Annotated in this window: 22 protein-coding genes and 1 pseudogene; 16 read left to right on the top strand and 7 right to left on the bottom strand. The window is 72.3% G+C overall.

Annotated elements, in window-relative coordinates; all coding sequences use genetic code 11:
* Window positions 1-5: 5 nt before the first annotated feature.
* Together OHS82_RS16025 and OHS82_RS16020 are read left to right on the top strand one after the other, a co-directional pair.
* Window positions 6-989, top strand: coding sequence for an ABC transporter ATP-binding protein (locus OHS82_RS16025; protein ID WP_057584376.1), 984 nt, complete (start codon window positions 6-8; stop codon window positions 987-989).
* Window positions 982-2,022, top strand: a complete 1,041-nt coding sequence (locus OHS82_RS16020; RefSeq protein WP_328434054.1) for an ABC transporter ATP-binding protein — start codon at window positions 982-984, stop codon at window positions 2,020-2,022. The genes OHS82_RS16025 and OHS82_RS16020 overlap by 8 nt, the downstream gene beginning before the upstream one ends.
* Window positions 2,023-2,294: 272 nt before the next feature.
* Here the strand turns inward: OHS82_RS16020 and OHS82_RS16015 are convergent, their stop codons facing one another.
* Window positions 2,295-4,412, bottom strand: coding sequence for a prolyl oligopeptidase family serine peptidase (locus OHS82_RS16015; RefSeq protein WP_328434053.1), 2,118 nt, complete (start codon window positions 4,410-4,412; stop codon window positions 2,295-2,297).
* Window positions 4,413-4,591: 179 nt separating this feature from the next.
* Between OHS82_RS16015 and OHS82_RS16010 the strand changes: the two genes are divergently transcribed.
* Window positions 4,592-4,786 carry a hypothetical protein gene (locus OHS82_RS16010; protein ID WP_057584374.1) on the top strand — a complete coding sequence of 65 codons (195 nt, stop codon included), beginning with the start codon at window positions 4,592-4,594 and terminating at the stop codon, window positions 4,784-4,786.
* 5 nt (window positions 4,787-4,791) lie between these two features.
* Here OHS82_RS16010 and OHS82_RS16005 read toward each other — a convergent pair whose 3' ends face one another.
* Together OHS82_RS16005 and OHS82_RS16000 are read right to left on the bottom strand one after the other, a co-directional pair.
* A complete protein-coding gene (locus OHS82_RS16005; protein ID WP_057584373.1) occupies window positions 4,792-5,001 on the bottom strand; it encodes a DUF397 domain-containing protein in 210 nt (69 codons plus the stop codon).
* Window positions 4,998-5,876, bottom strand: coding sequence for a helix-turn-helix domain-containing protein (locus tag OHS82_RS16000; protein WP_057584372.1), 879 nt, complete (start codon window positions 5,874-5,876; stop codon window positions 4,998-5,000). The genes OHS82_RS16005 and OHS82_RS16000 overlap by 4 nt, the downstream gene beginning before the upstream one ends.
* 111 nt (window positions 5,877-5,987) lie before the next feature.
* On the opposite strand from OHS82_RS16000, the gene OHS82_RS15995 reads away from it, so the two are divergent.
* The 10 genes and pseudogenes from OHS82_RS15995 (at window position 5,988) to OHS82_RS15950 (ending at window position 16,089) form a co-directional block, all read left to right on the top strand.
* Window positions 5,988-6,479, top strand: coding sequence for an ATP-binding protein (locus OHS82_RS15995; protein WP_079041622.1), 492 nt, complete (start codon window positions 5,988-5,990; stop codon window positions 6,477-6,479).
* Between the two features lie 326 nt (window positions 6,480-6,805).
* On the top strand, window positions 6,806-7,669 hold the full coding sequence (locus tag OHS82_RS15990) for a hypothetical protein (RefSeq protein ID WP_057584371.1): 864 nt from the start codon (window positions 6,806-6,808) through the stop codon (window positions 7,667-7,669).
* 24 nt (window positions 7,670-7,693) lie between these two features.
* Entirely contained in the window at window positions 7,694-8,566 is an 873-nt protein-coding gene (locus OHS82_RS15985) for a hypothetical protein (RefSeq protein ID WP_057584370.1), read from the top strand.
* A gap of 54 nt (window positions 8,567-8,620) precedes the next feature.
* Complete coding sequence (gene mshB, locus OHS82_RS15980) at window positions 8,621-9,505, top strand: N-acetyl-1-D-myo-inositol-2-amino-2-deoxy-alpha-D-glucopyranoside deacetylase (protein WP_057584369.1); 885 nt, start codon at window positions 8,621-8,623, stop codon at window positions 9,503-9,505.
* Window positions 9,505-9,915 carry a DUF6113 family protein gene (locus OHS82_RS15975; protein ID WP_057584368.1) on the top strand — a complete coding sequence of 137 codons (411 nt, stop codon included), beginning with the start codon at window positions 9,505-9,507 and terminating at the stop codon, window positions 9,913-9,915. The genes mshB and OHS82_RS15975 overlap by 1 nt, the downstream gene beginning before the upstream one ends.
* Window positions 9,916-10,068: 153 nt before the next feature.
* Complete coding sequence (locus OHS82_RS15970; RefSeq protein WP_328434052.1) at window positions 10,069-12,516, top strand: hypothetical protein; 2,448 nt, start codon at window positions 10,069-10,071, stop codon at window positions 12,514-12,516.
* Between the two features lie 156 nt (window positions 12,517-12,672).
* Window positions 12,673-13,545 (top strand): annotated as a pseudogene (locus tag OHS82_RS15965) (ABC transporter ATP-binding protein); the annotation flags it as partial.
* Window positions 13,542-14,282 (top strand): ABC transporter permease, encoded by a 741-nt coding sequence (locus OHS82_RS15960; RefSeq protein ID WP_057584365.1) that lies wholly within the window; start codon window positions 13,542-13,544, stop codon window positions 14,280-14,282. The pseudogene OHS82_RS15965 and the gene OHS82_RS15960, both read left to right, overlap by 4 nt.
* Before the next feature lie 5 nt (window positions 14,283-14,287).
* Complete coding sequence (locus OHS82_RS15955; protein ID WP_328436067.1) at window positions 14,288-15,478, top strand: sensor histidine kinase; 1,191 nt, start codon at window positions 14,288-14,290, stop codon at window positions 15,476-15,478.
* Window positions 15,475-16,089, top strand: a complete 615-nt coding sequence (locus OHS82_RS15950; protein ID WP_057584364.1) for a response regulator transcription factor — start codon at window positions 15,475-15,477, stop codon at window positions 16,087-16,089. Before OHS82_RS15955 ends, OHS82_RS15950 begins: the two co-directional genes overlap by 4 nt.
* Before the next feature lie 388 nt (window positions 16,090-16,477).
* On the opposite strand, the gene OHS82_RS15945 is transcribed toward OHS82_RS15950, so the two are convergent.
* Both OHS82_RS15945 and OHS82_RS15940 read right to left on the bottom strand, forming a co-directional pair.
* Window positions 16,478-17,332 (bottom strand): transglutaminase-like domain-containing protein, encoded by an 855-nt coding sequence (locus OHS82_RS15945; protein WP_057584363.1) that lies wholly within the window; start codon window positions 17,330-17,332, stop codon window positions 16,478-16,480.
* Window positions 17,317-18,384, bottom strand: a complete 1,068-nt coding sequence (locus OHS82_RS15940) for a GNAT family N-acetyltransferase (protein ID WP_057584362.1) — start codon at window positions 18,382-18,384, stop codon at window positions 17,317-17,319. The genes OHS82_RS15945 and OHS82_RS15940 overlap by 16 nt, the downstream gene beginning before the upstream one ends.
* Before the next feature lie 141 nt (window positions 18,385-18,525).
* On the opposite strand from OHS82_RS15940, the gene fdxA reads away from it, so the two are divergent.
* Both fdxA and OHS82_RS15930 read left to right on the top strand, forming a co-directional pair.
* Window positions 18,526-18,846, top strand: a complete 321-nt coding sequence (gene fdxA / locus OHS82_RS15935) for a ferredoxin (protein WP_007495984.1) — start codon at window positions 18,526-18,528, stop codon at window positions 18,844-18,846.
* Window positions 18,847-18,955: 109 nt separating this feature from the next.
* The gene (locus tag OHS82_RS15930) at window positions 18,956-20,050 is read left to right on the top strand and encodes a bifunctional succinyldiaminopimelate transaminase/glutamate-prephenate aminotransferase (protein WP_057584361.1); all 1,095 of its coding nucleotides are present in this window, start codon (window positions 18,956-18,958) and stop codon (window positions 20,048-20,050) included.
* A gap of 83 nt (window positions 20,051-20,133) precedes the next feature.
* Here the strand turns inward: OHS82_RS15930 and OHS82_RS15925 are convergent, their stop codons facing one another.
* Window positions 20,134-20,538 (bottom strand): hypothetical protein, encoded by a 405-nt coding sequence (locus OHS82_RS15925; protein ID WP_057584360.1) that lies wholly within the window; start codon window positions 20,536-20,538, stop codon window positions 20,134-20,136.
* Window positions 20,539-20,822: 284 nt separating this feature from the next.
* Window positions 20,823-21,851, bottom strand: a complete 1,029-nt coding sequence (locus tag OHS82_RS15920) for a hypothetical protein (RefSeq protein WP_057584359.1) — start codon at window positions 21,849-21,851, stop codon at window positions 20,823-20,825.
* A gap of 95 nt (window positions 21,852-21,946) precedes the next feature.
* On the opposite strand from OHS82_RS15920, the gene dapE reads away from it, so the two are divergent.
* Window positions 21,947-23,026 carry a succinyl-diaminopimelate desuccinylase gene (gene dapE, locus OHS82_RS15915; protein ID WP_057584358.1) on the top strand — a complete coding sequence of 360 codons (1,080 nt, stop codon included), beginning with the start codon at window positions 21,947-21,949 and terminating at the stop codon, window positions 23,024-23,026.
* Window positions 23,027-23,035: the final 9 nt, after the last annotated feature.

The following is a 23,035-nucleotide window of genomic DNA, read 5'->3' as shown; positions in this document are numbered from 1 at the left end:
GGCGGATGCTGCTCGAAGTGCGTGACCTGCACGTGGAGTTCCGCACCCGGGACGGGATCGCCCGGGCCGTCAACGGCGTCAGCTACGGCGTGGACGCGGGGGAGACGCTCGCGGTGCTCGGCGAGTCCGGGTCCGGCAAGTCCGTCACCGCACAGGCGATCATGGGCATCCTCGACATGCCGCCCGGCCGGATCACCTCCGGCGAGATCCTCTTCCAGGGCAGGGACCTGCTGAAGCTCAGGGAGGACGAGCGCCGCAAGGTGCGGGGGGCCGAGATGGCCATGATCTTCCAGGACGCCCTGTCGTCCCTGAACCCGGTGCTGTCGGTCGGCGACCAGCTCGGCGAGATGTTCGTCGTGCACCGCGGGATGTCGAGGAAGGACGCGCGGGCCAAGGCCGTCGAGCTGATGGACCGCGTCCGCATCCCGGGCGCCCGGGAACGGGTCAAGGACTACCCGCACCAGTTCTCGGGCGGCATGCGCCAGCGCATCATGATCGCGATGGCGATGGCCCTGGAACCGGCGCTCATCATCGCCGACGAGCCCACCACCGCCCTGGACGTCACCGTCCAGGCCCAGGTCATGGACCTGCTCGCGGAGTTGCAGCGCGAGTACCACATGGGCCTCATCCTCATCACCCACGACCTCGGCGTGGTCGCGGACGTCGCCGACCGCATCGCCGTCATGTACGCGGGCCGGATCGTCGAGTCGGCCCCCGTCCACGACATCTACAAGGCGCCGGCCCACCCCTACACCCGCGGCCTGCTGGACTCGATCCCGCGCCTGGACCAGAAGGGCCAGGAGCTCTACGCCATCAAGGGCCTGCCGCCCAACCTCATGCACATCCCGCCCGGCTGCGCCTTCAACCCGCGCTGCCCCATGGCCCGGGAGGTGTGCCGCCGGGACGTCCCGCCGCTGTACGACGTCGAGGACTCCGACGCGGACCGCGCCAGCGCCTGCCACTTCTGGAGGGAGTGCCTGCATGACTGAGCCGATTCTGGAGGTCAGCGGGCTGGTCAAGCACTTCCCGCTGACCCGGGGCATCCTCTTCAAGAAGCAGGTCGGCGCGGTGAAGGCCGTCGACGGGGTCGACCTGACCCTGCACCGCGGCGAGACCCTGGGCATCGTCGGCGAGTCGGGCTGCGGCAAGTCGACAGTCGCCAAGATGCTGGTCAACCTGGAGAAGCCGACGGCCGGCGAGATCCGCTACCGGGGCGAGGACATCACCAAGCTGTCCGGGCGCGCCCTCAAGGCCGTCCGGCGCAACATCCAGATGGTGTTCCAGGACCCGTACACCTCCCTCAACCCCCGGATGACCGTGGGCGACATCATCGGGGAGCCGTACGAGATCCACCCCGAGGTGGCCCCGAAGGGCGACCGGCGCCGCAAGGTCCAGGACCTGCTGGACGTCGTCGGCCTCAACCCGGAGTACATCAACCGGTACCCCCACCAGTTCTCCGGCGGCCAGCGCCAGCGCATCGGCATCGCCCGTGGGCTGGCCCTGCGCCCCGAGGTGATCGTCGCCGACGAGCCGGTGTCCGCGCTGGACGTGTCGGTCCAGGCGCAGGTGATCAACCTGCTGGACCGGCTGCAGAGCGAGTTCGACCTGTCCTACCTGTTCATCGCCCACGACCTGTCGATCGTCCGGCACATCTCCGACCGGGTCGGGGTCATGTACCTCGGGCGGATCGTGGAGATCGGCCGCGACGCCGAGATCTACGACCACCCCACGCACCCGTACACCCAGGCCCTGCTGTCCGCGGTGCCCCTGCCTGACCCGGAGGCGCGCGAGCACCGGGAGCGGATCATCCTGGTGGGCGACGTGCCGTCCCCGACGAACGTCCCCTCCGGCTGCCGCTTCCGCACCCGCTGCTGGAAGGCGCAGGAGCGCTGCGCGCTGGAGGTGCCGGAGCTGGCCGTCCCGGCGGTGTTCCGCCATGCGACGGGGCCCGAGGCCCACGCCTCGGCGTGTCACTTCGCCGAGCAGAAACAGGTCGTGCCACCGGAGGAGCCGCAGGCCTGACGGAGACCGGGCCGAGACCGGATGGTTCGACACAACCGCACATTTGCGCAGCAACCGCGTTAACACGCAGGCAACTTGGCCGACCCGATTCCGATATACGGACGCGTCAGGCTGAACAGCGTACGGCCGTGCGGGTGCCGTAAACGGGCCGGGGCGCATGTCGCCCCGGCCCGTTTTTCTGCGCCTGAGCCGGCGCCGCTCTCGCGGACGCGGCGGGTGCTTCGTCGTGGTTCCTCGATCGATGGTTGCGCTGCTCTGCGGAGTGTCGCTGCTCAGGCGAGTCCGAGAGCGCGGCGGAGGAAGTCCACCTGGAGCAGGAGAAGGTTCTCCGCGACCTGTTCCTGCGGGGTCATGTGGGTGACGCCCGACAGGGGGAGCACCTCGTGCGGGCGGCCGTCGGCCAGCAGGGCCGAGGACAGGCGCAGGGCGTGCGCGACGACCACGTTGTCGTCGGCCAGTCCGTGGACGATCATCAGCGGCCGGTGGGGTTCGGCGGGCCCGGCGAGGCCCTCGTCGGCGACCAGCGAACTCTTGGTGTACGCCGCCGGCTGCGTCGTCGGATCGCCGAGGTACCGCTCGGTGTAGTGGGTGTCGTAGAGCCGCCAGTCGGTCACCGGGGCGCCGGCGATGCCCGCGTGGAAGACGTCGGGGCGGCGCAGCACCGCGAGGGCCGCGAGCCAGCCGCCGAACGACCAGCCGCGGATCGCCACCCGGGAGAGGTCGAGGGGATGGCTCTTCGCCAGATCCTCCAGGGCCTCGATCTGGTCGTCGAGGGCGACGGTGAAGTCGTGGTGGATCGCCTTCTCCCAGCCGGGCGAGCGGCCCGGCGTGCCCCGGCCGTCGGCGACGATCACCGCGAAGCCCTGGTCGGCGAACCACTGCGAGGTGAGGTGCGCGTTGTGCGCGGCCACCACCCGCTGGCCGTGCGGACCGCCGTAGGGGTCCATGAGGACGGGCAGAGGGGCGTCACCGCGGTGGTCCGCAGGCATCAGCACGGCGCACGGAATGCGGCGTGCGCCCCCCTCGACGAGCTTCACGCGGGGGGTCAGGCCCGGATCCGCCGCACAGGAGCCGACGGTCGCGGCGGGCTTCCCGTCCCGCAGCACCCGCGCCACTGTGCCCGGCCGGTCCAGTACCGCCGACGTCAGCACGGTCACGTTCCCGGCGCGGACCGCCCCGTGTACGCCGGGCTCCTGGGAGAGACGCTCGACGCCGAGCTCGTTCACCCGGTAGACGTGCACCTCGCCGACCTCGGGCGCCGCCGCGCCCGCCCCGGCGGAGGCGGCGACCAGCACGTCGTCGGCTGTGACGTCCAGGACCGCCCGTACATGCAACTGGTCCCCGGTCAAAGGGCGTTCACCGACCGTGAGGACCCGCGCGCCGCCCTCGTCGGCGATCCGGACCAGCTGCCCCGAAGGGCTCCAGCAGGGCACCCCAGGGAACAGTTCCAGCCAAATCCGATCTTCGTCGGCGTGCACCATCCGGGTCGCTCCGGAGTCGGTGTCCACCGCCAGGAACAGCTGACTTCGCTGGTCGCGCGCCTGTACGAGCAGCAGCGGCGCCCCCGCCCCTGACCAGTGCACTCGCGCCAGATACGGATAACGCGCACGATCCCAGACGACCTCCGTGCGCACCCCGTCGAGACCGAACACGAACAGCCGTACGTCAGCGTTGGGCGTCCCGGCCGCCGGATAGCGCACGTGTCGTGGGTCACGTTTCGGCTGGGCCGGATCGGAGATCCACCACTGCTCCACCGGAGTGTCGTCCACCCGGGCGACCAGCAGCCGGTCCGATTCCGGAGCCCACCAGAACCCGCGCGAGCGGGCCATCTCCTCGGCCGCGATGAACTCGGCCAATCCATAGGAAACCGGCTCCGATTCCGGCTCCGCCACCGCCCGGTCGCCTTCGCCCTCCGCGCCCACCACCCGCAGGGCGCCTCCGGCGACATAGGCGACGAGTCGCCCGTCAGGGGACGGGCGGGGGTCGATCACCGGTCCGGCGACCGGCAGTTCCCGGGCCGTCCCCGCCCGCAGCTCCGCCGTGAAAAGCCGTCCTGACAAGGCGAAAGAGGCCAGCTCCACACCCGCGTCAGTGGCGTAGCCGACGATGCCCGCACCCGCCTCGCGGCTGCGTTCGCGGCGCGCCCGCTCCTGTGGCGAGAGGTCCTCCGAGACGCCCCCGAGGAGGGTGCGCGGGTCGGCGGCCAGGCGTTCCGTGCCGTCCGCCGGATCGAGGACCCAGAGCGCGCCCGCGCGGTCCGTGCCGGAACCGGAGCGCAGGAACACGACGCGGGAGCCGTCGGGAGCCACCGTGAACGAGCGCGGCGCGCCGAGAGTGAACCGCTGGGTGCGGGCGTGCCTGCGGGGAAAGGAGTCGGACTCGGTCGTCATCCCCCGACCATATTGGCCATGCGACCCCCTTGTGCGGCTGTGCGCCGAGAGATGCGCGCCCACAGGTAGTTATGATCACTAGCGCTGAGTGGGTATGAACCTGCTGGCGGTCGTATGGATTTACGTGTTCCCTCGCTCTGTTTCCTTCACGTTTCCCGGGTCCTTGGAGGTGAGCCGCCGTGGCACTCTCGATTTCGGCGGTGGTGCTGCTGGCGATCGTCGTCTTCTTGTTGATCAAGAAGTCGGGACTGAAGGGCGGTCACGCTGTCGTCTGCATCCTGCTCGGCTTCTATCTGGCCTCCTCGACGATCGCTCCCACCATCAGCGATCTGACGACGAGCGTGGCGAGCATGATCGGCAGCATCAAGTTCTGACGCCGTCAGCTCTCCGACGCGTACGGCACGAAGTCGGCCCAGGCTTCCGGCGAGAGCCGGAGGCGGGGCCCGTCGGCGTGCTTGGAGTCACGGACGTGGACGGTGCCAGGGGCGGTGGCGATCTCGACGCAGGAGTCGCCCTCGGTGCCATCGCTGTAGCTGCTCTTGAACCAGGCCAGTTCCGGATGGGCTCCGGTGGGGTGCTTGCGGATCATGTTTCTCCCAGCAACTGCTCGATGAAGACGAGTGACTCCCCGGGCGTGAGTGCCTCGGCCCGGATGGTGCTGTAGCGCAGTTCCAGGATGCGGAGTTCCCTCGGCTCCGTCGTTGGGCGGCCGTTGAACGCGCCGTCGGAACGCCCTACAGCCGTACCGTCTGCGAACTTCAGCAACTCGATCTTGCCATCCACTCCGGGGTGAGCGCCGCTCTCCGTCGGCATGACCTGGAACGTCACGTTGCGCAACCCTGCCACCTCCAGCAAGTGTTCGAGCTGTCGGCGTCGCACCATTGTGCCTCCGATGCGACGACGCAGGGCCGCCTCTTCCTGGACGAAGCTCAGAGCAGGCACGGGTGACTTGTCGAAGACCGTCTTCCGCGCCATGCGGGCGGCGACCAGACGTTCCACCTCTTCCTCCGAGTAGGGAGGCTGCCGGGCCTCGAACAGAGCCCGAGCGTGCTCAGGCGTCTGCAGCAACCCGTGCAGGCTGAGCCCGACGTACACCCCGAGCTCGACCGCCTGCGCCTCCAGCTTGGCGATCTCGCGGACGTTCTTCGGGTACCGGACCTTCTTCACGTCCTCCTTCATGGCCGAGAGCAGCCCGCCCGCTCCCAACACCTTGTCGGCCTTGTCCAGGTACTCGGGGCGGGGGATCCGCTTCCCGCTCTCGATCTTGTAGACGAGGTCCTCGCCGTACCCGACCGCCAGCCCGAAGTCGGCCGCGCGCATCCCCACGGCCTCGCGGCGCAGTTTCAACTGCCGCCCCACCGTCTCCACGACGGCGACGCCCCAGTCGTCGTCCGGGTCCACCTCCCAACCCGGCTCGTCCGCCTCCTCCTTGAGCTGGACCGGCCTGCCGTTCACCTGCTCCATTCCGCACCCTCCGTCACCCGGGCCGACAGTTCGGACACGCCCGGACAACGCCCGGACAGTCACCGTACGCAACGGCTCCATCACTGTTCACGGTATGCGTGACTGGCCACTCTGAGTCACGTGATTCAGGAATCCGTCTCCTTCGGGACCCGACCTCCCGGTCAGCACTTCCGCAACTTCAGCGTGCGGTTGTCCCCGACACCCCGCGGAGCGCGCCTCGCCCGCCTGCTCACCGTCGAGCAACTGCACTGCTGGGGCGTGCCGGTGGACCCGGCCGGCCAGATCGTCGCCGAACTCGCGGCGAACGCGGTGACCCACGGACGCGTACCGGGCCGGGACTTCAGACTCTCGCTCTACGTCATCGCGCACACGCTGCGCATCGAGGTGACCGACACGGCAGGAGACCGCCCGCCCCGGCCACCGCATCCCGGCTCCGGCTCCGGCCCAGGCGCCGACACCGAATCCGAGTCGGGCCGTGGGCTGCTCCTGGTCGAGGCGCTCGCCGACCGGTGGGGCTGGGCTCCGGAGTTGCGCCCGCGCAAGACGGTCTGGGCCGAACTCGTACTCCCGCCGGACGACGTTCAGGGTCGCCGCCTCTCCTGACCGCCGCAAGCCCTGGACGAGGCGATGTGCGTCCGTCACCGGAACCCGGATTCTCGAGCTTCGGGGCAAGGGGCGCTCATTCCAAAGACCCACGACGGCGGCGAAAGAACCCGACCAAGCCCCACCCCTCCCGCCCGCCGGTCAAACTCACTCCCGCGAGTGAATATGCCCAACTCGACTGGATTCGTGACGGGTTGCCTGCCTTACGCTCAGCGCAACGCAGCGCAGAGCCACAGTGCTGCACCTCCACCCCAGACATGCGACGGCCCCCGCCGGGACGGCAATCCCAGTGCGAGGGCCTGACCACCGAGGAAGGCCACTTCCCGATGGACACGGAAAACCCTAGCGCGCCCCCATGCGCTGAGTCCCGTAACGCGGGCAAAAACCACACCCGCGTGGGCGGACTGACCCACGAGAACGTCCGTCACACCACCCGCTTCACGGTGATCGGCAACCACCTCGCGCAGCACCGCGAGCTGTCGCTCCTGGCGATCGGGCTGGGCGTGCACATCCAGTCGCTGCCCAAGGGCGCCCGCGTCGACATCAAGGCCCTCACCGCCCGCTTCCCCGAGGGATCCACCCGTATCGCCGCCGGGCTGCGCGAACTGGAGGCCCACGGCTATCTGCGCCGGGAGCGCTCCCGAGTCCGGGGCGGCCGGATGGTCACCCGCACGGTCTCCTGCAACCAGCCCGGCCGCCACGGCCCCCGCCCGGCAGCCGACGAACACGCGGCGACCCCGGCCAAGCCGAAGAAGGCGCGCGGACCCCGCAAGCCACTCCCCGCCGTCCCGCGCCCCGGCTACCCCGCCCCCGCCCTCCTCCAGGCGGCCACCGACCTCCTCGCGGGCCTGCGCCGTTACGACTCGACCCTCCTCCTCTCCGCCTGCGACACCGCCCACCTCGCCCCCGGCGTCGCCGCCTGGCTGGAGCGGGACGTCAGCCCCGCCGTCGTACGCCAGGCCCTCACCGCCGACCTTCCGCCCGAAGGCGTCCGCCGCCCCGCCGCCCTTCTGGCCCACCGGCTCACGGCCCTGCTGCCACCGCCGCCGTCGTTCCGTGCGCCCGCGGCTCCGCCGCCGCCCGCCCCGCACGAGATGCGGAACTGCGACGGGTGCGACCGCGGCATCCGCTCACCCGAACCGGGCGCCCGCTGCCGCGACTGCAAAGAGCAGTCGGCGTCGGCTCCCTGAAGACCCCACGAGTAAAGGAAACGCATGGTCAGCGCGTCCCATGAGGCGATGCACCGAATTTTCCAGGAGTATCCGGGCCTTTTCGCCGGGGTCTCCAAGGTGCTCGGTCTCCCGTTCATCCCACCCGAGCGCGTGACGGTTCTACCGACCGATCTCACCGAGACCCAGCCCGTCGAACGCCGTGTCGACACACTGCTGCGCTTCGACGGCGACGAGTCGTTCTTGCTGGCTGTTGAAGCACAGAGCGCAAAGGACCCGGACAAGCCCGCCAGCTGGGCCTACTACCTGTCCTTCCTGTACACGAAGTACAAGGTCCCACCTCTGCTGCTGGTCGTCTGCCAGGACCGGACCACCGCGGAGTGGGCCGCACGGCCCATGATCCTCGGGCCAGAGCAGTGGCCCTCCCTCACCCTGCGTCCGCTGGTGGTCGGCCCGCACAACATGCCCTTGATCACCGACCCGGACGACGCTCGGGCTGACTTGGCGCTGGCCGCGCTGTCCGCCATCACGCACGCGAAGGAAACGGACGTCAGTGGGATACTGAGATCCCTGTCCAACGCATTGCGCGACGCTCCCGAGGCGGTCGTCGTCACGATCATTGAATTCATCGCTCAAGGCCTCGGTAGCAATCGTCGGGCCGCGGAACTCTGGAGGAACCTGGTGGCTGTGGACCTTTCCCCGTACAAGTCGTACATCTTCGAAGAGTTCCGCGACGAGGGGCGTGCGCAGCGGGGTGCCGAGGACATCCTGCTCGTTCTGGATGCCCGCGGTCTCGACGTCTCCGACGAAGTGCGCGAGCGCGTCACCGATTGTGACGACCCCGATCTCCTGCGGGAATGGCTCACCCGGGCCGTCACCGCGTCGTCCGCGGAAGCGCTCTTCGTCGAGAAGGAGTGACGGACCGGCGGGGAGGTGGCGGGGGGAGACGGGGCGCCTCGTAGGGTTGGGCCCATGACGGAACTGCCCTCACGGCGTCTGTTGCTGGTGCACGCGCACCCGGACGACGAGTCGATCAACAACGGCGCGACCATGGCCAGGTACGCGGCCGAGGGCGTCCACGTGACCCTGGTCACCTGCACGCTCGGTGAACGCGGCGAGGTCATCCCGCCGGAGCTGCGGCATCTGACCGGCGCCGCGCTGGGCGAGCACCGCAGGGGGGAACTCGCGGCGGCCATGGCCGAGCTCGGTGTGGACGACTTCCGCCTGCTCGGCGGCGCGGGCCGCTACGGGGACTCCGGGATGATGGGCCTCGCCGACAACGACGACCCGGCCGCCTTCTGGCAGGCCGACGTCGACGACGCGGCCGCGCACCTCGTCGAGGTGATCCTCGAGGTGCGACCCCAGGTCCTCGTCACCTACGACGAGGACGGCGGCTACGGCCACCCCGACCACATCCAGGCCCACCGGGTCGCCATGCGCGCCGCCGAGCTGGCCGAGGCCGCCGGATGGCGCATTCCGAAGGTGTACTGGAACCGCGTCCCACGCTCCGTCGCCGAGGCCGCCTTCGCGAAGCTCCGGGAGGAGCTGCCGGCCCTCCCGTTCCCGAGCGCCGCCGCCGTATCCGACGTGCCGGGCGTCGTGGACGACGACCGCGTCACCGCCGAGATCGACGCGCACGCCGGGCACGCCGCCGCCAAGGCCGCCGCGATGCGGGCGCACGCCACCCAGGTCGCCGTCGCCGCGGGGGAGCGGTGCTTCGCCCTCTCCAACGACCTCGCCCAGCCCCTCTTCACGACCGAGTACTACGAACTCGTCCGCGGCGAGGCAGCCGTGCACGGCGGGAACAGGGAGAGCGACCTGTTCGCCGGAACGACCGACGCGGGAGAGGCGGCCTGATGTCCGACCGGGGTTCGATGCTCGCCCAGCCGCTGCGGATGCCGCCCGCCGGGCGGGCCGCCGCCTATGCCGGGCTGCTGCTGCTCGGCGCGCTCACCGGTCTCGCCGGAGCGCTCGTCCAGGCCGGCTGGTTCCCGGGCGGACTGCTTCTCGCGCTCGTGGGCGCCGCCGGGCTGTTCGTCGGCGGCGCGCGGGCCGTCGGCAGCCGCGCCGGGGCGGTCGCGCCGGCCGCCGGCTGGATGATCTCCGTCATCCTCTCCACCGCCGGCCGCCCGGAGGGCGACTTCCTGTTCGGCGCGGGCGGCGGCTCGTATCTGTTCCTGCTCGGCGGAATGGCCCTTGCTGTGATCTGTGCCACCCTCGGTGGAGGGCGGCAACCGGTCGGCGAAGACGTCCGACTTGGCAAGTGACGTACCACTTCACCCCGGCGTGACCGTGCGAGTCCCGTGTGGGTCTTCCGGCGGTCGTGGGATACGGGCCAGAAGTGGCCAGTATGGTGGTGCGCGCCGCCGAGCAGCCCGTGAGGTCGTGGCGAGCGGCGGAGCCAACCTGGAGAACCTGCCTTGAGTCGTGAAACTGACAGTCCGTCCTCCGGGCCCAACGGGCGCGGCGGAGCCGCATACCCCTCGGGTACGCCGCCGTACGGCACCCCCGTGGTGTCCGACGGCGGTGCGGACGCGGGCCGTTCGGCCGCGCAGCCGGAGGAACGCAAGACCGAGACCACGCTGACCACCCGGATCCGCATCAACATCCCGGGATCGCGGCCCATTCCGCCGGTCGTCGTGCGCACACCCGTCGCCGACGCCGAGAGCGCGGGCGACGACAGCGGCCCGGTCGGCAAGGCCGACGCCGTCGTCGACGCGCAGCCGACGGCCCCCACGGGCGCCGTCGGCTCGACCTCGTCCGACACCGGCTCGTTCGAGCTGCCCGGCGATCCCGCGTCCGGCGCCGAGGACAAGACGAGCGACTGGTTCGCGCCACGCAAGTCCGCGCCGGGCAAGCCCGGTCAGAGCGGCGGCGGCACCAACGGAGCCGGACTGCCGGGCGGTTCGGCCGCCGGGGCCGGAGCGTCCGCGAGCGCCCCCGCCCCCGCGGCCGCAGGCCCGACCCCCGGTGCCGGTGCCGGTGCGCCCGGCGGCGCGCGGCCCGGTGCGGGGCGTCCCGGCGGGGTGGTCGGCTCCATGAGCGTGCCGGGCGGCGCCCGCTCCGGCGGCACCAACGGCGCCGGGTTCTCCGGTGCGACCGGCGGCCCCGTGGCGCCGGGACACGGCGGCGGCACGGGATCCTTCGACGTGACCGAGGCGCTGGCCGGCGGTCCGCTCGGCAACGGCCCGCGCACCGGCCAGGGCCGGACGCCGGGTCAGGGTCAGGGTCAGGGCCAGGGACCGCAGCCGGGGCAGCCGCAGGGACAGGCACAGGCACAGGGCGGCGCCGAGTCGCGCCGTGACGACCTGCCGTACTTCTCCGGCACCGGCCAGAACGGTCTCCCGGCCCCCAACGGCGTGAACGGCGTCGGCGGCAGGCCCGACGGCCAGGGCGGCCTCCCGGCCGGACCCGGCGGACCCGGCGGTTCCTACGACTTCAACGGCCCCGACGGACCGGGCGGTCCCGACGGCCGCGGCGGCCTCCAGGGCGGCCCCGCGGGCCCGACCGGCGGCCCGGTCACCGGCGACGGCCCGATCGTGCCCCCGATGCACGGCGGCGTCCCCGGTACGCCGTCCGGCCCCGGCGGCCCGCGTTCCGCCGCCCTCGCCCCCGGCGTCGGAGCGGGCACCGGATCCGGCCGGCTCCCCGGCGGCGGCCTGAGCGACGACACCGCGATCCTCACCCCGCAGAAGCCCGCCCCCGGACCGGGCGCGGGCGGCTACGGCGGCCGACCGGCCGACAACGTCTCCGGGCACACCGTCACCAGCGGCATCCCCGTCGTGCCCGCAGGCGGCCAGGGCGGGTCCGGAGGTCCCTTCACGGGCGGCACGCCGTCCGAGGGGCCGCTGCCGCACACCCCGCCCAAGGGGCCGGCGCAGGGCGCGCAGAGCACGTCCGCGGGCGACGCCAAGAAGAAAAAGAAGAAGGGCCGCAGCAAACTCCCGCTGCTGGGCGGCCTGGTGGTGGTCGCGGGCGTCGGCGTCTACGGCGCGGGCCTGCTGATGAACCACTCCGACGTGCCCAAGGGCACCACCGTGCTCGGCGTCGACATCGGCGGCGGCACCCGCGACGACGCCGTCAAGACGCTCGACGACGCGTTCGAGAAGCGGGCCGCGCAGACGCTGAAGCTGTCCGTCGGCGGCGACACGGTCACCCTCAAGCCGGACCAGGCGGGCCTGCAGTTCGACATGCAGGCCACCGTCGACGCCGCCGCCAGGAGCGACTACAACCCGGTCTCCGTGATCGGCTCGCTGTTCGGGCAGCACCGTGAGGTCGAGCCCGCGATGCCGGTGGACGAGGAGAAGCTGCAGGCGGCCCTGAAGAACGCCGCGGGCGGCTCCGGCTCGGCCCAGGACGGCACCATCAAGTTCACGTCGGGCAAGGCCGTCCCCGTCTACGGCAAGGCGGGCAAGGGCATCGACGCGGCGAAGGCCGAGTCGGCCGTGGTGGACGCCTACCGCAGCCAGGTGGAGACCGGCACCGCCGCCGCGGTCACGGTGCCGACGACCACCAAGCAGCCGACCGTCTCGAACGCCGAGGTCGACCGCATGATGAAGGAGTTCGCCGAACCGGCGATGTCCGGCAAGGTCACCGTGCAGACCGACGCGGCGCACGCCGTCCCGATGAGCCCGAAGAACTCCCTGTGGAAGTTCCTCGGCGTCAAGGCGATCGACGGCAAGCTGGTGGAGAGCTACGACAAGGCCGCGCTGAAGGAGCTCTACGGCGGCGCGTTCAACGGCGTGCTGATCACCCGCGGCACCGGCCAGAAGACGCCGGTCACGGTGGAGGACGTGATCAGTGCCCTGCGCCCGGCCCTGATCAGCAGGACGAACCGGGTCGGGATCATCGACACCGACCCCAGCTGACGCGAGCGGGGTGCCGCGTGACATCTGTCATGCGGCACCCCGGACGTCCGACACTGCCGCGCCGGGGGCCGTCGCGGCGACGATGACGTCATGACGACGCAGACAGCACCGGTGGTCGGGTTCGACCAGGTGACCAAGAGCTTCGGCGACGTACGGGCCGTGGACGGCCTGACGCTCGACATCCGGCCGGGGGAGACCGTGGCGCTCCTCGGCCCCAACGGCGCCGGCAAGTCCACCTCCCTCGACCTGCTGCTCGGCCTCAAGCACCCCGACAGCGGCGCCGTCCGGCTCTTCGGCGCCACCCCGCGCGAGGCGATCGTCGCCGGGCGGGTCGGCGCGATGCTGCAGAGCGGCGGCCTGATGGACGAGGTGACGGTCGCCGAACTGGTCGGCCTCGCCTGCCGGCTGCACCCGAAGCCGTACCGGCCCGCCGACGTGCTGGCCCGCGCCGGCATCGCCCAGATCGCCGACCGCAAGGTCGACAAGCTCTCCGGCGGCCAGGCCCAGCGCGTCCGGTTCGCCCTCGCCACCGCCGGCGACAGCGACCTCATCGTCCTGGACGAGCCCACCACCGGCATGGACGTCACCACCCGGCAGGCGTTCTGGGCCACCATGCGCGAACAGGCGGACCAGGGCCGCACGGTCCTGTTCGCCACCCACTACCTCGAAGAGGCCGACGCCATCGCCGACCGGGTGCTGGTCCTGCACCGCGGCCGGCTGCTCGCCGACGGCACGGCCGCCGAGATCAAGGCCAAGGCCGGCGCCCGCCGCATCGCCTTCGACCTGGAGGGCGAGATGGACGAGGCCGCCCTGCGCGCCCTGCCGTTCCTCACCTCCCTGACCGTGTCCCACAGCGGCTCCGCCGCCGGGTCGGGCCGGACCGTGCGCATCCAGTCCGCCGACGCCGACGCCACCGTCCATGCGGTCTACGGCCTCGGCCTCTACCCGCACAATCTCGAAGTCGCAGGGCTCGGCCTGGAGCAGGCCTTCGTCGCCCTCACCACCGCCGAGGAGGCGAAGACCCGGTGAACGGCCTGATCAAGCTGGAACTCACCCGCGCCCTGCGCAACCGCAAGTTCCTGTTCTTCTCGGTGATCTACCCGTCCGTGCTGTTCCTGCTGATCGCGGGCAGTTCCGACAGCAAGGAGAAGATCGACGGCACGGGCCTCACGCTCCCGACGTACATGATGGTCTCGATGGCCTCCTTCGGCGCCCTCACGGCGGTCCTGATGGGCAACAGCGAGCGCATCGCCAAGGAACGGCAGAGCGGCTGGGTACGGCAGCTGCGGCTGACCACGCTCCCGGGCCGCGGCTACGTCCTGGCCAAGACGGCGAGCGCCGCCGTGGTCAGCCTGCCCTCCATCGTCGTCGTCTTCGCTGTCGCGGCCATCGTGAAGGACGTACGGCTGGACGCCTGGCAGTGGGTCGCGCTCACCGGCGCGATCTGGGCCGGCAGCCTCGTCTTCGCCGCCCTGGGCGTCGCGATCGGCTACCTCGCGACCGGGGACGCCGTCCGCCCCATCACGATGATCACCTACTTCGGCCTGTCGATCCTCGGCGGCCTGTGGATGCCCACGACGACCTTCCCGGGCTGGCTGCAGGACATCGCCAGGTGGGTGCCCACGCACGCGTACGCTGCCCTGGGGCAGGCGATCGAGCAGAGCCGGGCCCCGCATGCCGAGGACATCGTGATCCTGGCCGTCTTCTTCGCCCTGTTCACGGGCGGCGCGGCCTGGCTGTACCGGAAGGACACCCTGAAGGCGTGAGCGCCATGACGGACGACCCGCGCAGCCTGGAGGGCGCCCGGTTCCTGCCGGGCCGGCCCGCCCGCAACCGGCGGGAACTGTGGCGGCGCAAGCTGCTCTGGATCGGGGTCTGGCTGGTCTTCCTCAGCTCGCCCGTGCACGACCTGGTCTCGGGGAAGCACACCACGTCCGGGACGGCGGCCGGCTGGCTCGGACTCACGGTGTTCGTCGCGCTCTACCTCGCGCTGCTGTTCCGGAACATGGGGGACACGCCGTACCCCACGAAGGCGGTCGGCGCCCTCATCGGCTCCATGGCCGTGGTGGCCACCGTCCTCTCCCTGACCCTCGGCTCCGCCTGGCTCGGCCTGTACTGCTACGTCTCCGTCGCCTGCGGAAGCGTGCTGCCGATGCGGCTGGCGCTCTGGACGATCCCGGGCACGGGCGCCGTGCTCCTCGCCGTCGGACTGCGCACCGACGAGGAGGAGGCCCTGAACCTGCTCCTGCTGGTCCTGCTCATCGGTTTCGCGATGACGGGCGTGAGCCAGCTGGTGCGCACCACGGTCGAGTTGCGCAAGGCGCGGGCCACGGTCGCCCAACTGGCCGCGAACGAGGAACGGTTGCGTCTGGCCAGGGACCTGCACGACCTGCTGGGACACTCGTTGTCCCTCATCACGCTCAAGAGCGAGCTGGCCGGCCGGATGCTCCCCGACCACCCCGACAAGGCGGCCCGGCAGGTCGCCGACATCGAACAGGTCAGCCGACAGGCCCTGGTCGACGTCCGTGAGGCGGTCACCGGCTACCGCCGCCCCCGGCTGGCCGCCGAACTCGCCGGCGCTCAGGTCGCGTTGACGGCGGCCGGCATCGTCGCCTCACTGCCCGCCGAACCCGACGTGGACGGCGTCCCCGAGGACAGTGAGTCCGCCCTCGCCTGGACCCTGCGCGAGGCGATCACCAACGTCGTCCGGCACAGCGGCGCCGCCCGCTGCACGGTGGACGTCGTGCGCCGCCAGACCCTCGACGGCCCCGTCCTCGAACTCTCCGTCGAGGACGACGGCTCCGGCGGCTCGGGCAAAGGCCCCGGCAATGGACTGACCGGCCTGACGGAGCGTCTGGAGAAGGCGGGCGGCGTGCTGGAGACGGAGCGCCTCAAGCGCGGCTTCCGCCTGGTCGCCCGGGTCCCGGCCGGCGACCTGCCGGACGTAGGATCCCGCTCATGAGTGGCACGATCAAGGTTCTGCTGGCGGAGGACCAGTCGATGGTCCGCGAGGCCCTGGCGGCCCTGCTCGGCCTCGAGGACGACATCGAGGTGGTCGCCCAGGTGGCGCGCGGCGACGAGGTCCTCGCCGCCGCCCGCGCCCACGACGTCGACGTCGCCCTCCTCGACATCGAGATGCCGGGTGCGACGGGCATCGAGGCGGCCGCGGAACTCCACAAGGAGCTGCCGGGGTTGAAGCTGGTCGTGCTGACGACCTTCGGCCGCCCCGGCTATCTGCGCAGTGCCATGGAGGCCGGCGCCGACGCCTTCCTCGTCAAGGACGCGCCCGCGGCGCAACTCGCGGAGGCGGTGCGCAGGGTGCTGGCGGGCGAGCGGGTCATCGACCCCACGCTGGCGGCAGCGGCCCTGGCGGGCGGCGCCAACCCGCTCACCGACCGGGAACGGGAGGTCCTGCGGGCGGCGGCCGACGGCTCGACCAACGCCGAACTGGCGGCGGCCCTGCACCTCTCCCAGGGGACGGTCCGCAACTACCTGTCGACGGCGATACAGAAACTGGCGGTGCGCAACCGCGCGGAGGCGGTACGGATCGCGCGGGAGAAGGGCTGGCTCTGACCGAGCGCCGCACAGCCACAACCACACCCCCGCCCCTGCCTCCGGCCTCGGCGAACTCCCCGGCCCCGGCCCTGCCCCGCACGCGCCGGACCTGACCGAGGCAAGCGCTGGCCGGACGTCACCGCGCCCCGCGCGCTCACCGCACGTGACGGCGGGCCGTGCACTCGCCCGCCCGCGACCGCGGCCCGCTCGCCCGGACGCGACCGCGGCCCGCGCATGGCATGAACGGGACCACGGCCCGCGCGCTCGCCCGCACGGCACTGTGGCCCGCGCGCTTCCCGCGCGTGACGGTGGGCCGTGCGCTCCCTGGACGCGACCGCGGCCCATGCCACCTGGACGTGACCGCAGCCGCTGGTACTCGCCGGGGAGGCGACCGCGGGCCGCGCGTTCAGTTCAGCAGCGCCCGGGCGGCGAACGCCTCGCCGCGCACCCGCTCCGCCGTGCCCTCGTCCACGACCTCCACCAGCCCCGCGTACTCCTCCAACTCGGCGGCCCCGCCGAGGAAATCCCCCCGTCGCACCAGCAACTGCCCGCGCTCGTAGCGCAGCCGGGCCGGATGCGACGGCACGGCCAACGCCAACTCCACGGCCCACAGGGCGACATCCGACCGCTCGGGCCGGGCGGCGGCCCACGACCGGATGTTGTTCAGGATCCGCATCACGACGTCCAGCGGTTCCGCGGGCGTCAGCATCGACGGCTCCAGCGGCGCGCCCGTCGCACCGGTGACCAGCAGGCCGGCGTCCTCGCCGGTCAGCAGCCGTCCCCCGTCGAAGGGGTCGACGAGCACCTGCCGTCCGAGGTCCTCCGGCGGTCCGAAGCCGGCCACGAAGTGGCCCGGCAGCGCCACCCCGTACACCGGCGCCCCGGCCCGCCGCGCCACCTCCACCCACACCACGGACAGCAGGATCGGCAGCCCCCGCCGCCGCACCAGCACCCGGTCCAGCAGCGACGAGTCCAGCCGGTCGTAGTCCGCCGCGGACCCACGGAACCCGCACCGCTCGCCGAGCAGCTCGCGCAACGCCTCCGCCCACGCCGCCGGCCCGCCGGGCCGGTAGGGGACCTGCCCCGCCAGCCGGTCCAGCTCGATCTGCCCGGCGTCCAGGCCGTCCTCGCCCGCGGCCGGGTCCGCCGCCGCTCCGACCAGCAGGCACAGCAGTGCCAGATCGGGCCGCTCGGACCGCGCCTCGGCCGCGAACCGCTCCCGCACCTGCGCCCACTCGAACCCGCTCACGACGCCTGCCACGACGGGCTCGGCGTGGACTCCCCGGACGGCTCCCGGTAGTGGTGGTAGGCGTGGTGGGCCGCGAAGCCCATCCCGGCGTAGAGCGCCCGCGCCCCCGCGTTGTCCTCCTCCACCTGCAGCCAGGCCGCCGACGCGCCCTCGTCCAGCGCCTTGCGGGCCAGCGCGGCCATCACCGTCGTGGCGAGTCCCCGGCGGCGGTGCTCCGCAGCCACCTCGACGGCGGCGAAGCCGGCCCAGCGGCCGTCCACGACACACCGTCCGATCGCGGCCGGGGCGCCGCCCTCCGGCGCGGGCACCGACGCGAACCACACCGACGGCCCTGCCCCGCTCGCCGCTTCGCCGGAGGGGGAGGACGTCCCTGCCAGCACCCGCAGGGCCACCTCGCTCACCCCCTTGCGCCCGTAGCGCGCCAGCCACGCCTCGTCGGCGTCCCGGGCCAGGACCACGCCCTCGGCCTCGGCCCGGTCGGCGACCGGCGCCAGTGCGCCGACCCACAGCTCCGCCGTCACCTCACGCACCCACCCGCGCCGCTCCAGCTCCGCGCAGAGCAGCTCCTCGGTCCCCTCGGCGCCCGTCGCCGTCTGCACGTAGGCGGGCAGCCCGCGTGCGCCGTACCAGGCCCGTACGGCGTCCAGGGCGGCGTCGAGGGGCATGCCGGGGTCGCCGAGCGGCAGCACCGAGTTGGCCCGGCGGGTGAACCCGGCTGCCGCCCGCAGCTCCCACGCGCCGAGCCGCGCGCTCTCCACCGGCCGCCAGGCCCGCGCGGCGACGCCGGCCAGCTCCCGGTAGCCCGCGGCCGGCCCCCGGCGGCGGGCCGGGGCGGCGGGCACGACCTTCCCCGCGACCAGCGAGGACGCGTCAATACGGACGCTCTCCCCACTCTTCCGTGTGATCGCGAGCACACCGTCGTCCCATGATGTGAGAACCCCGACCGTGTCGGTGAATTTCCCGTCGACGGCTCCAGCGTCGGTCAAGCACCGCACGGAGACGCGTTTTCCCACGTCAGCAGCGGTGATGCGGACCTCGAGACGTCCGGCGGCCGAGATTTCCACAGGTCGGTTCACCCCTCCTGTTCGGATCATGCCCAAGAACGGAGATACTAGGTGGCGGGCATCGACGACGCCGCGCTCCCGCGCGCCAGGCGGCGGAGCCTGAGGAGGCCCGCCAGCGCCCTATCGAGGAGGAACGACAGCGTGACCTACGTCATCGCGCAGCCTTGTGTCGACGTGAAGGACAAGGCCTGCATCGAAGAGTGCCCGGTCGACTGTATCTACGAGGGCCAGCGGTCCTTGTACATCCACCCGGACGAATGCGTCGACTGCGGCGCCTGCGAGCCGGTCTGCCCGGTCGAGGCGATCTTCTACGAGGACGACACTCCGGAGGAGTGGAAGGACTACTACAAGGCGAACGTCGAGTTCTTCGACGAGCTCGGCTCGCCCGGCGGAGCCAGCAAGCTGGGGCTGATCGAGCGCGACCACCCCTTCGTGGCCGCGCTGCCGCCGCAGGCCGAGTAAACCGCAGCGGCCCGCCACCGTGCCGCCTCGGTCCCGTACGGCCTGATCAGGTCTGATCACCGTACGGGGCCGAGGCGTTTGCCGTACGTACGAAAGTGAGCCAGTCACCGTGTCCTCCGCAGTCTCCGACCGACTTCCCACCTTCCCCTGGGACAAGCTGGAGCCGTACAAGAAGACGGCCGCAGCCCACCCGGACGGCATCGTCGACCTCTCGGTCGGCACCCCGGTCGACCCGGTCCCCGACCTGGTCCAGAAGGCCCTGATCGACGCGGCGGACTCCCCGGGCTACCCGACGGTGTGGGGCACCCCGGCCCTGCGGGACGCGATCACCGGCTGGCTGGAGCGCCGCCTGGGCGCCCGCGAGGTCACCCACCGGCACGTCCTGCCGATCGTCGGCTCCAAGGAGCTCGTGGCCTGGCTCCCGACCCAGCTGGGCCTCGGCCCCGGCGACAGGGTGGCCCACCCGCGGCTGGCCTACCCGACGTACGAGGTGGGCGCGCGCCTGGCCCGCGCGCAGTACGAGGTCTACGACGACCCGACGGAGCTCGACCCCACGAACCTCCGGCTGCTCTGGCTGAACTCCCCGTCCAACCCCACCGGCAGGGTGCTGTCCAAGGCGGAGCTCACCCGTGTGGTGGCCTGGGCGAGGCGGCACGGGGTGCTGCTCTTCTCCGACGAGTGCTACCTGGAGCTGGGCTGGGAGGCCGACCCGGTCTCCGTCCTCCACCCGGACGTCAACGGCGGCTCGTACGAGGGCATCGTCTCGGTGCACTCGCTTTCCAAGCGGTCGAACCTGGCCGGGTACCGGGCGGCCTTCCTGGCGGGCGACCCCGCCGTCCTCGGCCCCCTGCTGGAGATCCGCAAGCACGGCGGCATGATGACCTCGGCGCCCACCCAGGCGGCCGTCGTGGCCGCCCTCGGCGACGACACCCATGTCCGGGAGCAGCGCGAACGCTACGCAGCCCGGCGCGCCCTGCTGCGTGAGGCGCTGCTGTCGCACGGCTTCCGCATCGAGCACAGCGAGGCCAGCCTCTACCTCTGGGCCACTCGCGACGAGTCCTGCTGGAGCACGGTCGCGCACCTGGCGGACCGGGGCATCCTGGTGGCTCCCGGCGACTTCTACGGCGAGGCGGGCGAGAAGTTCGTCCGCGTGGCGCTGACGGCGACGGACGAACGCGTGCGCGCGGCGGCGGCGCGCCTGTAGCGGCGGCGTCGCGGCACCCGGTCCGGCGGGCGCACGGGGCGACGGGGCCCGGGGAGCGGACTCCCAGGGCCCCGTCGTCGGTGTCAGCCGAGCGGCAGGCTCTTCACCGGCAGGGTCTGGGCGCCGGGCAGCCCGCCCTTGGTGAGGGAGTCCGTCGGCAGTCCGCCCTTGGTGGCGGTCGACGCGGTGTCCCCGAGGAGACCGCCGGCGGAGCCCGCCGCCTCGCCCGCCGTCTTCTGCGCCACCGGCGCCGCCTTCTGCACGGTCTTGCCGCCGGCCTTGTCCGCGAGCCCGGTGACGTGGTGCGTCGCGCCGTCGACCGTGCTGCCGACGTTCGCCGTGTCCAGGGCGGTCAGTCCGCCGAGGTTCGCAGTGGCGGGCAGGGCGGGGGCCGCGCCGGCGGAGCCGGCCGCACCGACTCCGGCGGCCGCTCCCGCAGCGACGAGCAGCGCGGCACGGGCGATCCGGCGGGTCAGGGGGAGAGACATGATGCTCCTTCGACGGGAGAGAACAAGGACTGTCCGGGCCCGGACGCAGTGACTACCGCTCGAGAACCGCGAAGGTTGCGCACCGCCGATGCAAAGAGTTGGTAATGCGTCGCATTATCGGCTGCGTATAAAAACGGGCAAAAGCTGCCCGATGTGAAATTCCGGCAAAGCGCGGACCCCTTTGCCCGCAAGGGATTCCGTGCGCAGGAGGGTGACGGCGCGAAAACCTGCGCACCCCGCCGAACGGGGCATCCGTACATGACCCGGCCGGGTGACGTCCCGCACTACTGAGCGGTGACGATCCGTACGCCGCCGCCGCCGGCCGCCGCAGCGGCCCCGACGCCCTCCGCGCTGGTCGAACCGGTCGTCCGCCACCGCCTGTCGGAGGTCCCCGAGACCCACTCCCGGCCCGCGTACGAGACGCGCTCGATACGCAGCGCCGAAGCGTTCGCCACCGCCCAGTGCGCCAGCTGCCAGCCGCGCTCGTCGACGCTGCGGCCGCCGGCGGCGGTGTCCTCGGACACCGGCAGCATCATGGTCCGCTCCCCGCTCTCGACGGCCGGCACATCGGCCGGCGGCGACGACGACGAGGAGGACGAGGACGACGAGGTGTCCTTGTCGTCCGTCTGCAGACGCGCCGCCCGCCCGAAGTCCCGTTGCAGCGCCGTCCGGACCGCCGCCGGCCCGGTGGCCGTCGTGGTCGTCGCGCCCGCCGCCGTCGCCGTCGTGGCGACCGAGCGGCCGTCGCAGGTCAGCGTCGCCTGCGAGGTGCCGGTGAGGGCGGCGGCCAGCAGCACGGCGTCCCCCTCGTGCTTGGCGTACGCCTCCGGGTAGCCGCTGCGCTGCACCCGCTGGGCGGCGACGGTGAGCGGCAACTCGGTGTAGTTCCGCACCTTCTCCAGGTGCTTGTAGAAGACGTCCGCCGCGTAGGCGGGGTCGGTGACCTGCTCCTCGGTGCCCCAGCCCTGCGAGGGCCGCTGCTGGAACAGACCGAGCGAGTCCCGGTCGCCGTGGGCGAGGTTGCGCAGCGCGGACTCCTGGATGGCGGTCGCGAGCGCGATGGCCACGGCCCGCTCGGGCAGGGCCCGGTCGGTGCCGACCGCGGCGATCGTGGCCGCGTTCACCGCCTGCTCCGGCGTGAACTCGTACGCCGCCGTCCCGTCGGCGGAAACGACTCTGCAGCCCGGATCGCCGGTGCCGCCGGCGACGTACTGCACCACGACATAACCCGCGACGGCGGACAGGACCACGCAGGCCGCCCCGAAACGGAGCAGGCGGCCGCGACGCTTGGAGGAGGGTGACTGCTTCGGCACGCGTCCAAGGTACTGGAGAGTAGTGAAAAGGAGGAGGCGGATGTGCAGAGGTGGGGAAGAGCAGGGCCGACGACCGGCGCGTTAGGGTCGACGGCATGGCCGACACCCCGCTTGACCTCACTCTGGACGCCGCCGCACTGACCGCGAGGCTCGTCGACTTCCGTTCGGAGAGCGGCGCCGAGAAGCCGCTCGCGGACGCGATCGAGATCGCCCTGCGCGCGCTGCCCCACCTCACGGTGGACCGGCTCGGCAACAACATCGTCGCCCGCACGCACCTCGGCCGTGCGCAGCGCGTGGTCCTCGCCGGTCACATCGACACGGTGCCGATCGCCGGCAACGTGCCGTCGCGGCTGGACGAGGACGGGGTGCTCTGGGGCTGCGGGACCTGCGACATGAAGTCGGGGGTGGCGGTCCAGCTGCGCATCGCGGCGACGGTGCCGGCCCCCAACCGCGACCTGACGTTCGTCTTCTACGACAACGAGGAGGTCGCCGCCGAGCTCAACGGCCTCAAGCACGTCGCCGAGGCCCGCCCGGAGTGGCTGGCGGGCGACTTCGCGGTGCTGCTGGAACCCTCCGACGGCCAGGTCGAGGGCGGCTGCCAGGGCACCCTGCGGGTGCTGCTGAGGACGCGGGGCGAGCGGGCCCACTCGGCGCGCGGCTGGATGGGCTCCAACGCGATCCACGCGGCCGCCCCGATCCTGGCCCGCCTGGCCGCCTACGAGGCGCGCCGGCCCGTCATCGACGGACTGGAGTACCGCGAGGGCCTCAACGCGGTCGGCATCACTGGCGGTGTGGCCGGCAACGTCATCCCCGACGAGTGCGTCGTCACCGTCAACTTCCGCTACGCGCCGGACCGCAGCGAGGAGGAGGCGCTCGCCCACGTCCGCGAGGTCTTCGCCGACTGCGGGGTGGCGGAGTTCACGGTCGACGACCACAGCGCCGCCGCGCTGCCCGGCCTCTCCCACCCGGCCGCCGCGGCCTTCATCGAGGCGGTGGGCGGCACCCCGCTGCCCAAGTTCGGCTGGACGGACGTGAGCCGCTTCTCCTCCCTCGGCGTGCCCGCCGTCAACTACGGCCCCGGCAACCCGCACTTGGCGCACAAGCGGGACGAACGCGTGGAGACGGCCAAGATCCTGGCGGGCGAGGAGCGGCTGCGGGCCTGGCTGACGGCCTGAGGGAAGCTC

The organism is Streptomyces sp. NBC_00425 (assembly GCF_036030735.1).
Classification (GTDB): domain Bacteria; phylum Actinomycetota; class Actinomycetes; order Streptomycetales; family Streptomycetaceae; genus Streptomyces.
Note: the sequence above shows the minus strand (reverse complement) of the source record. Positions and strands in the feature narration are given on the sequence as shown.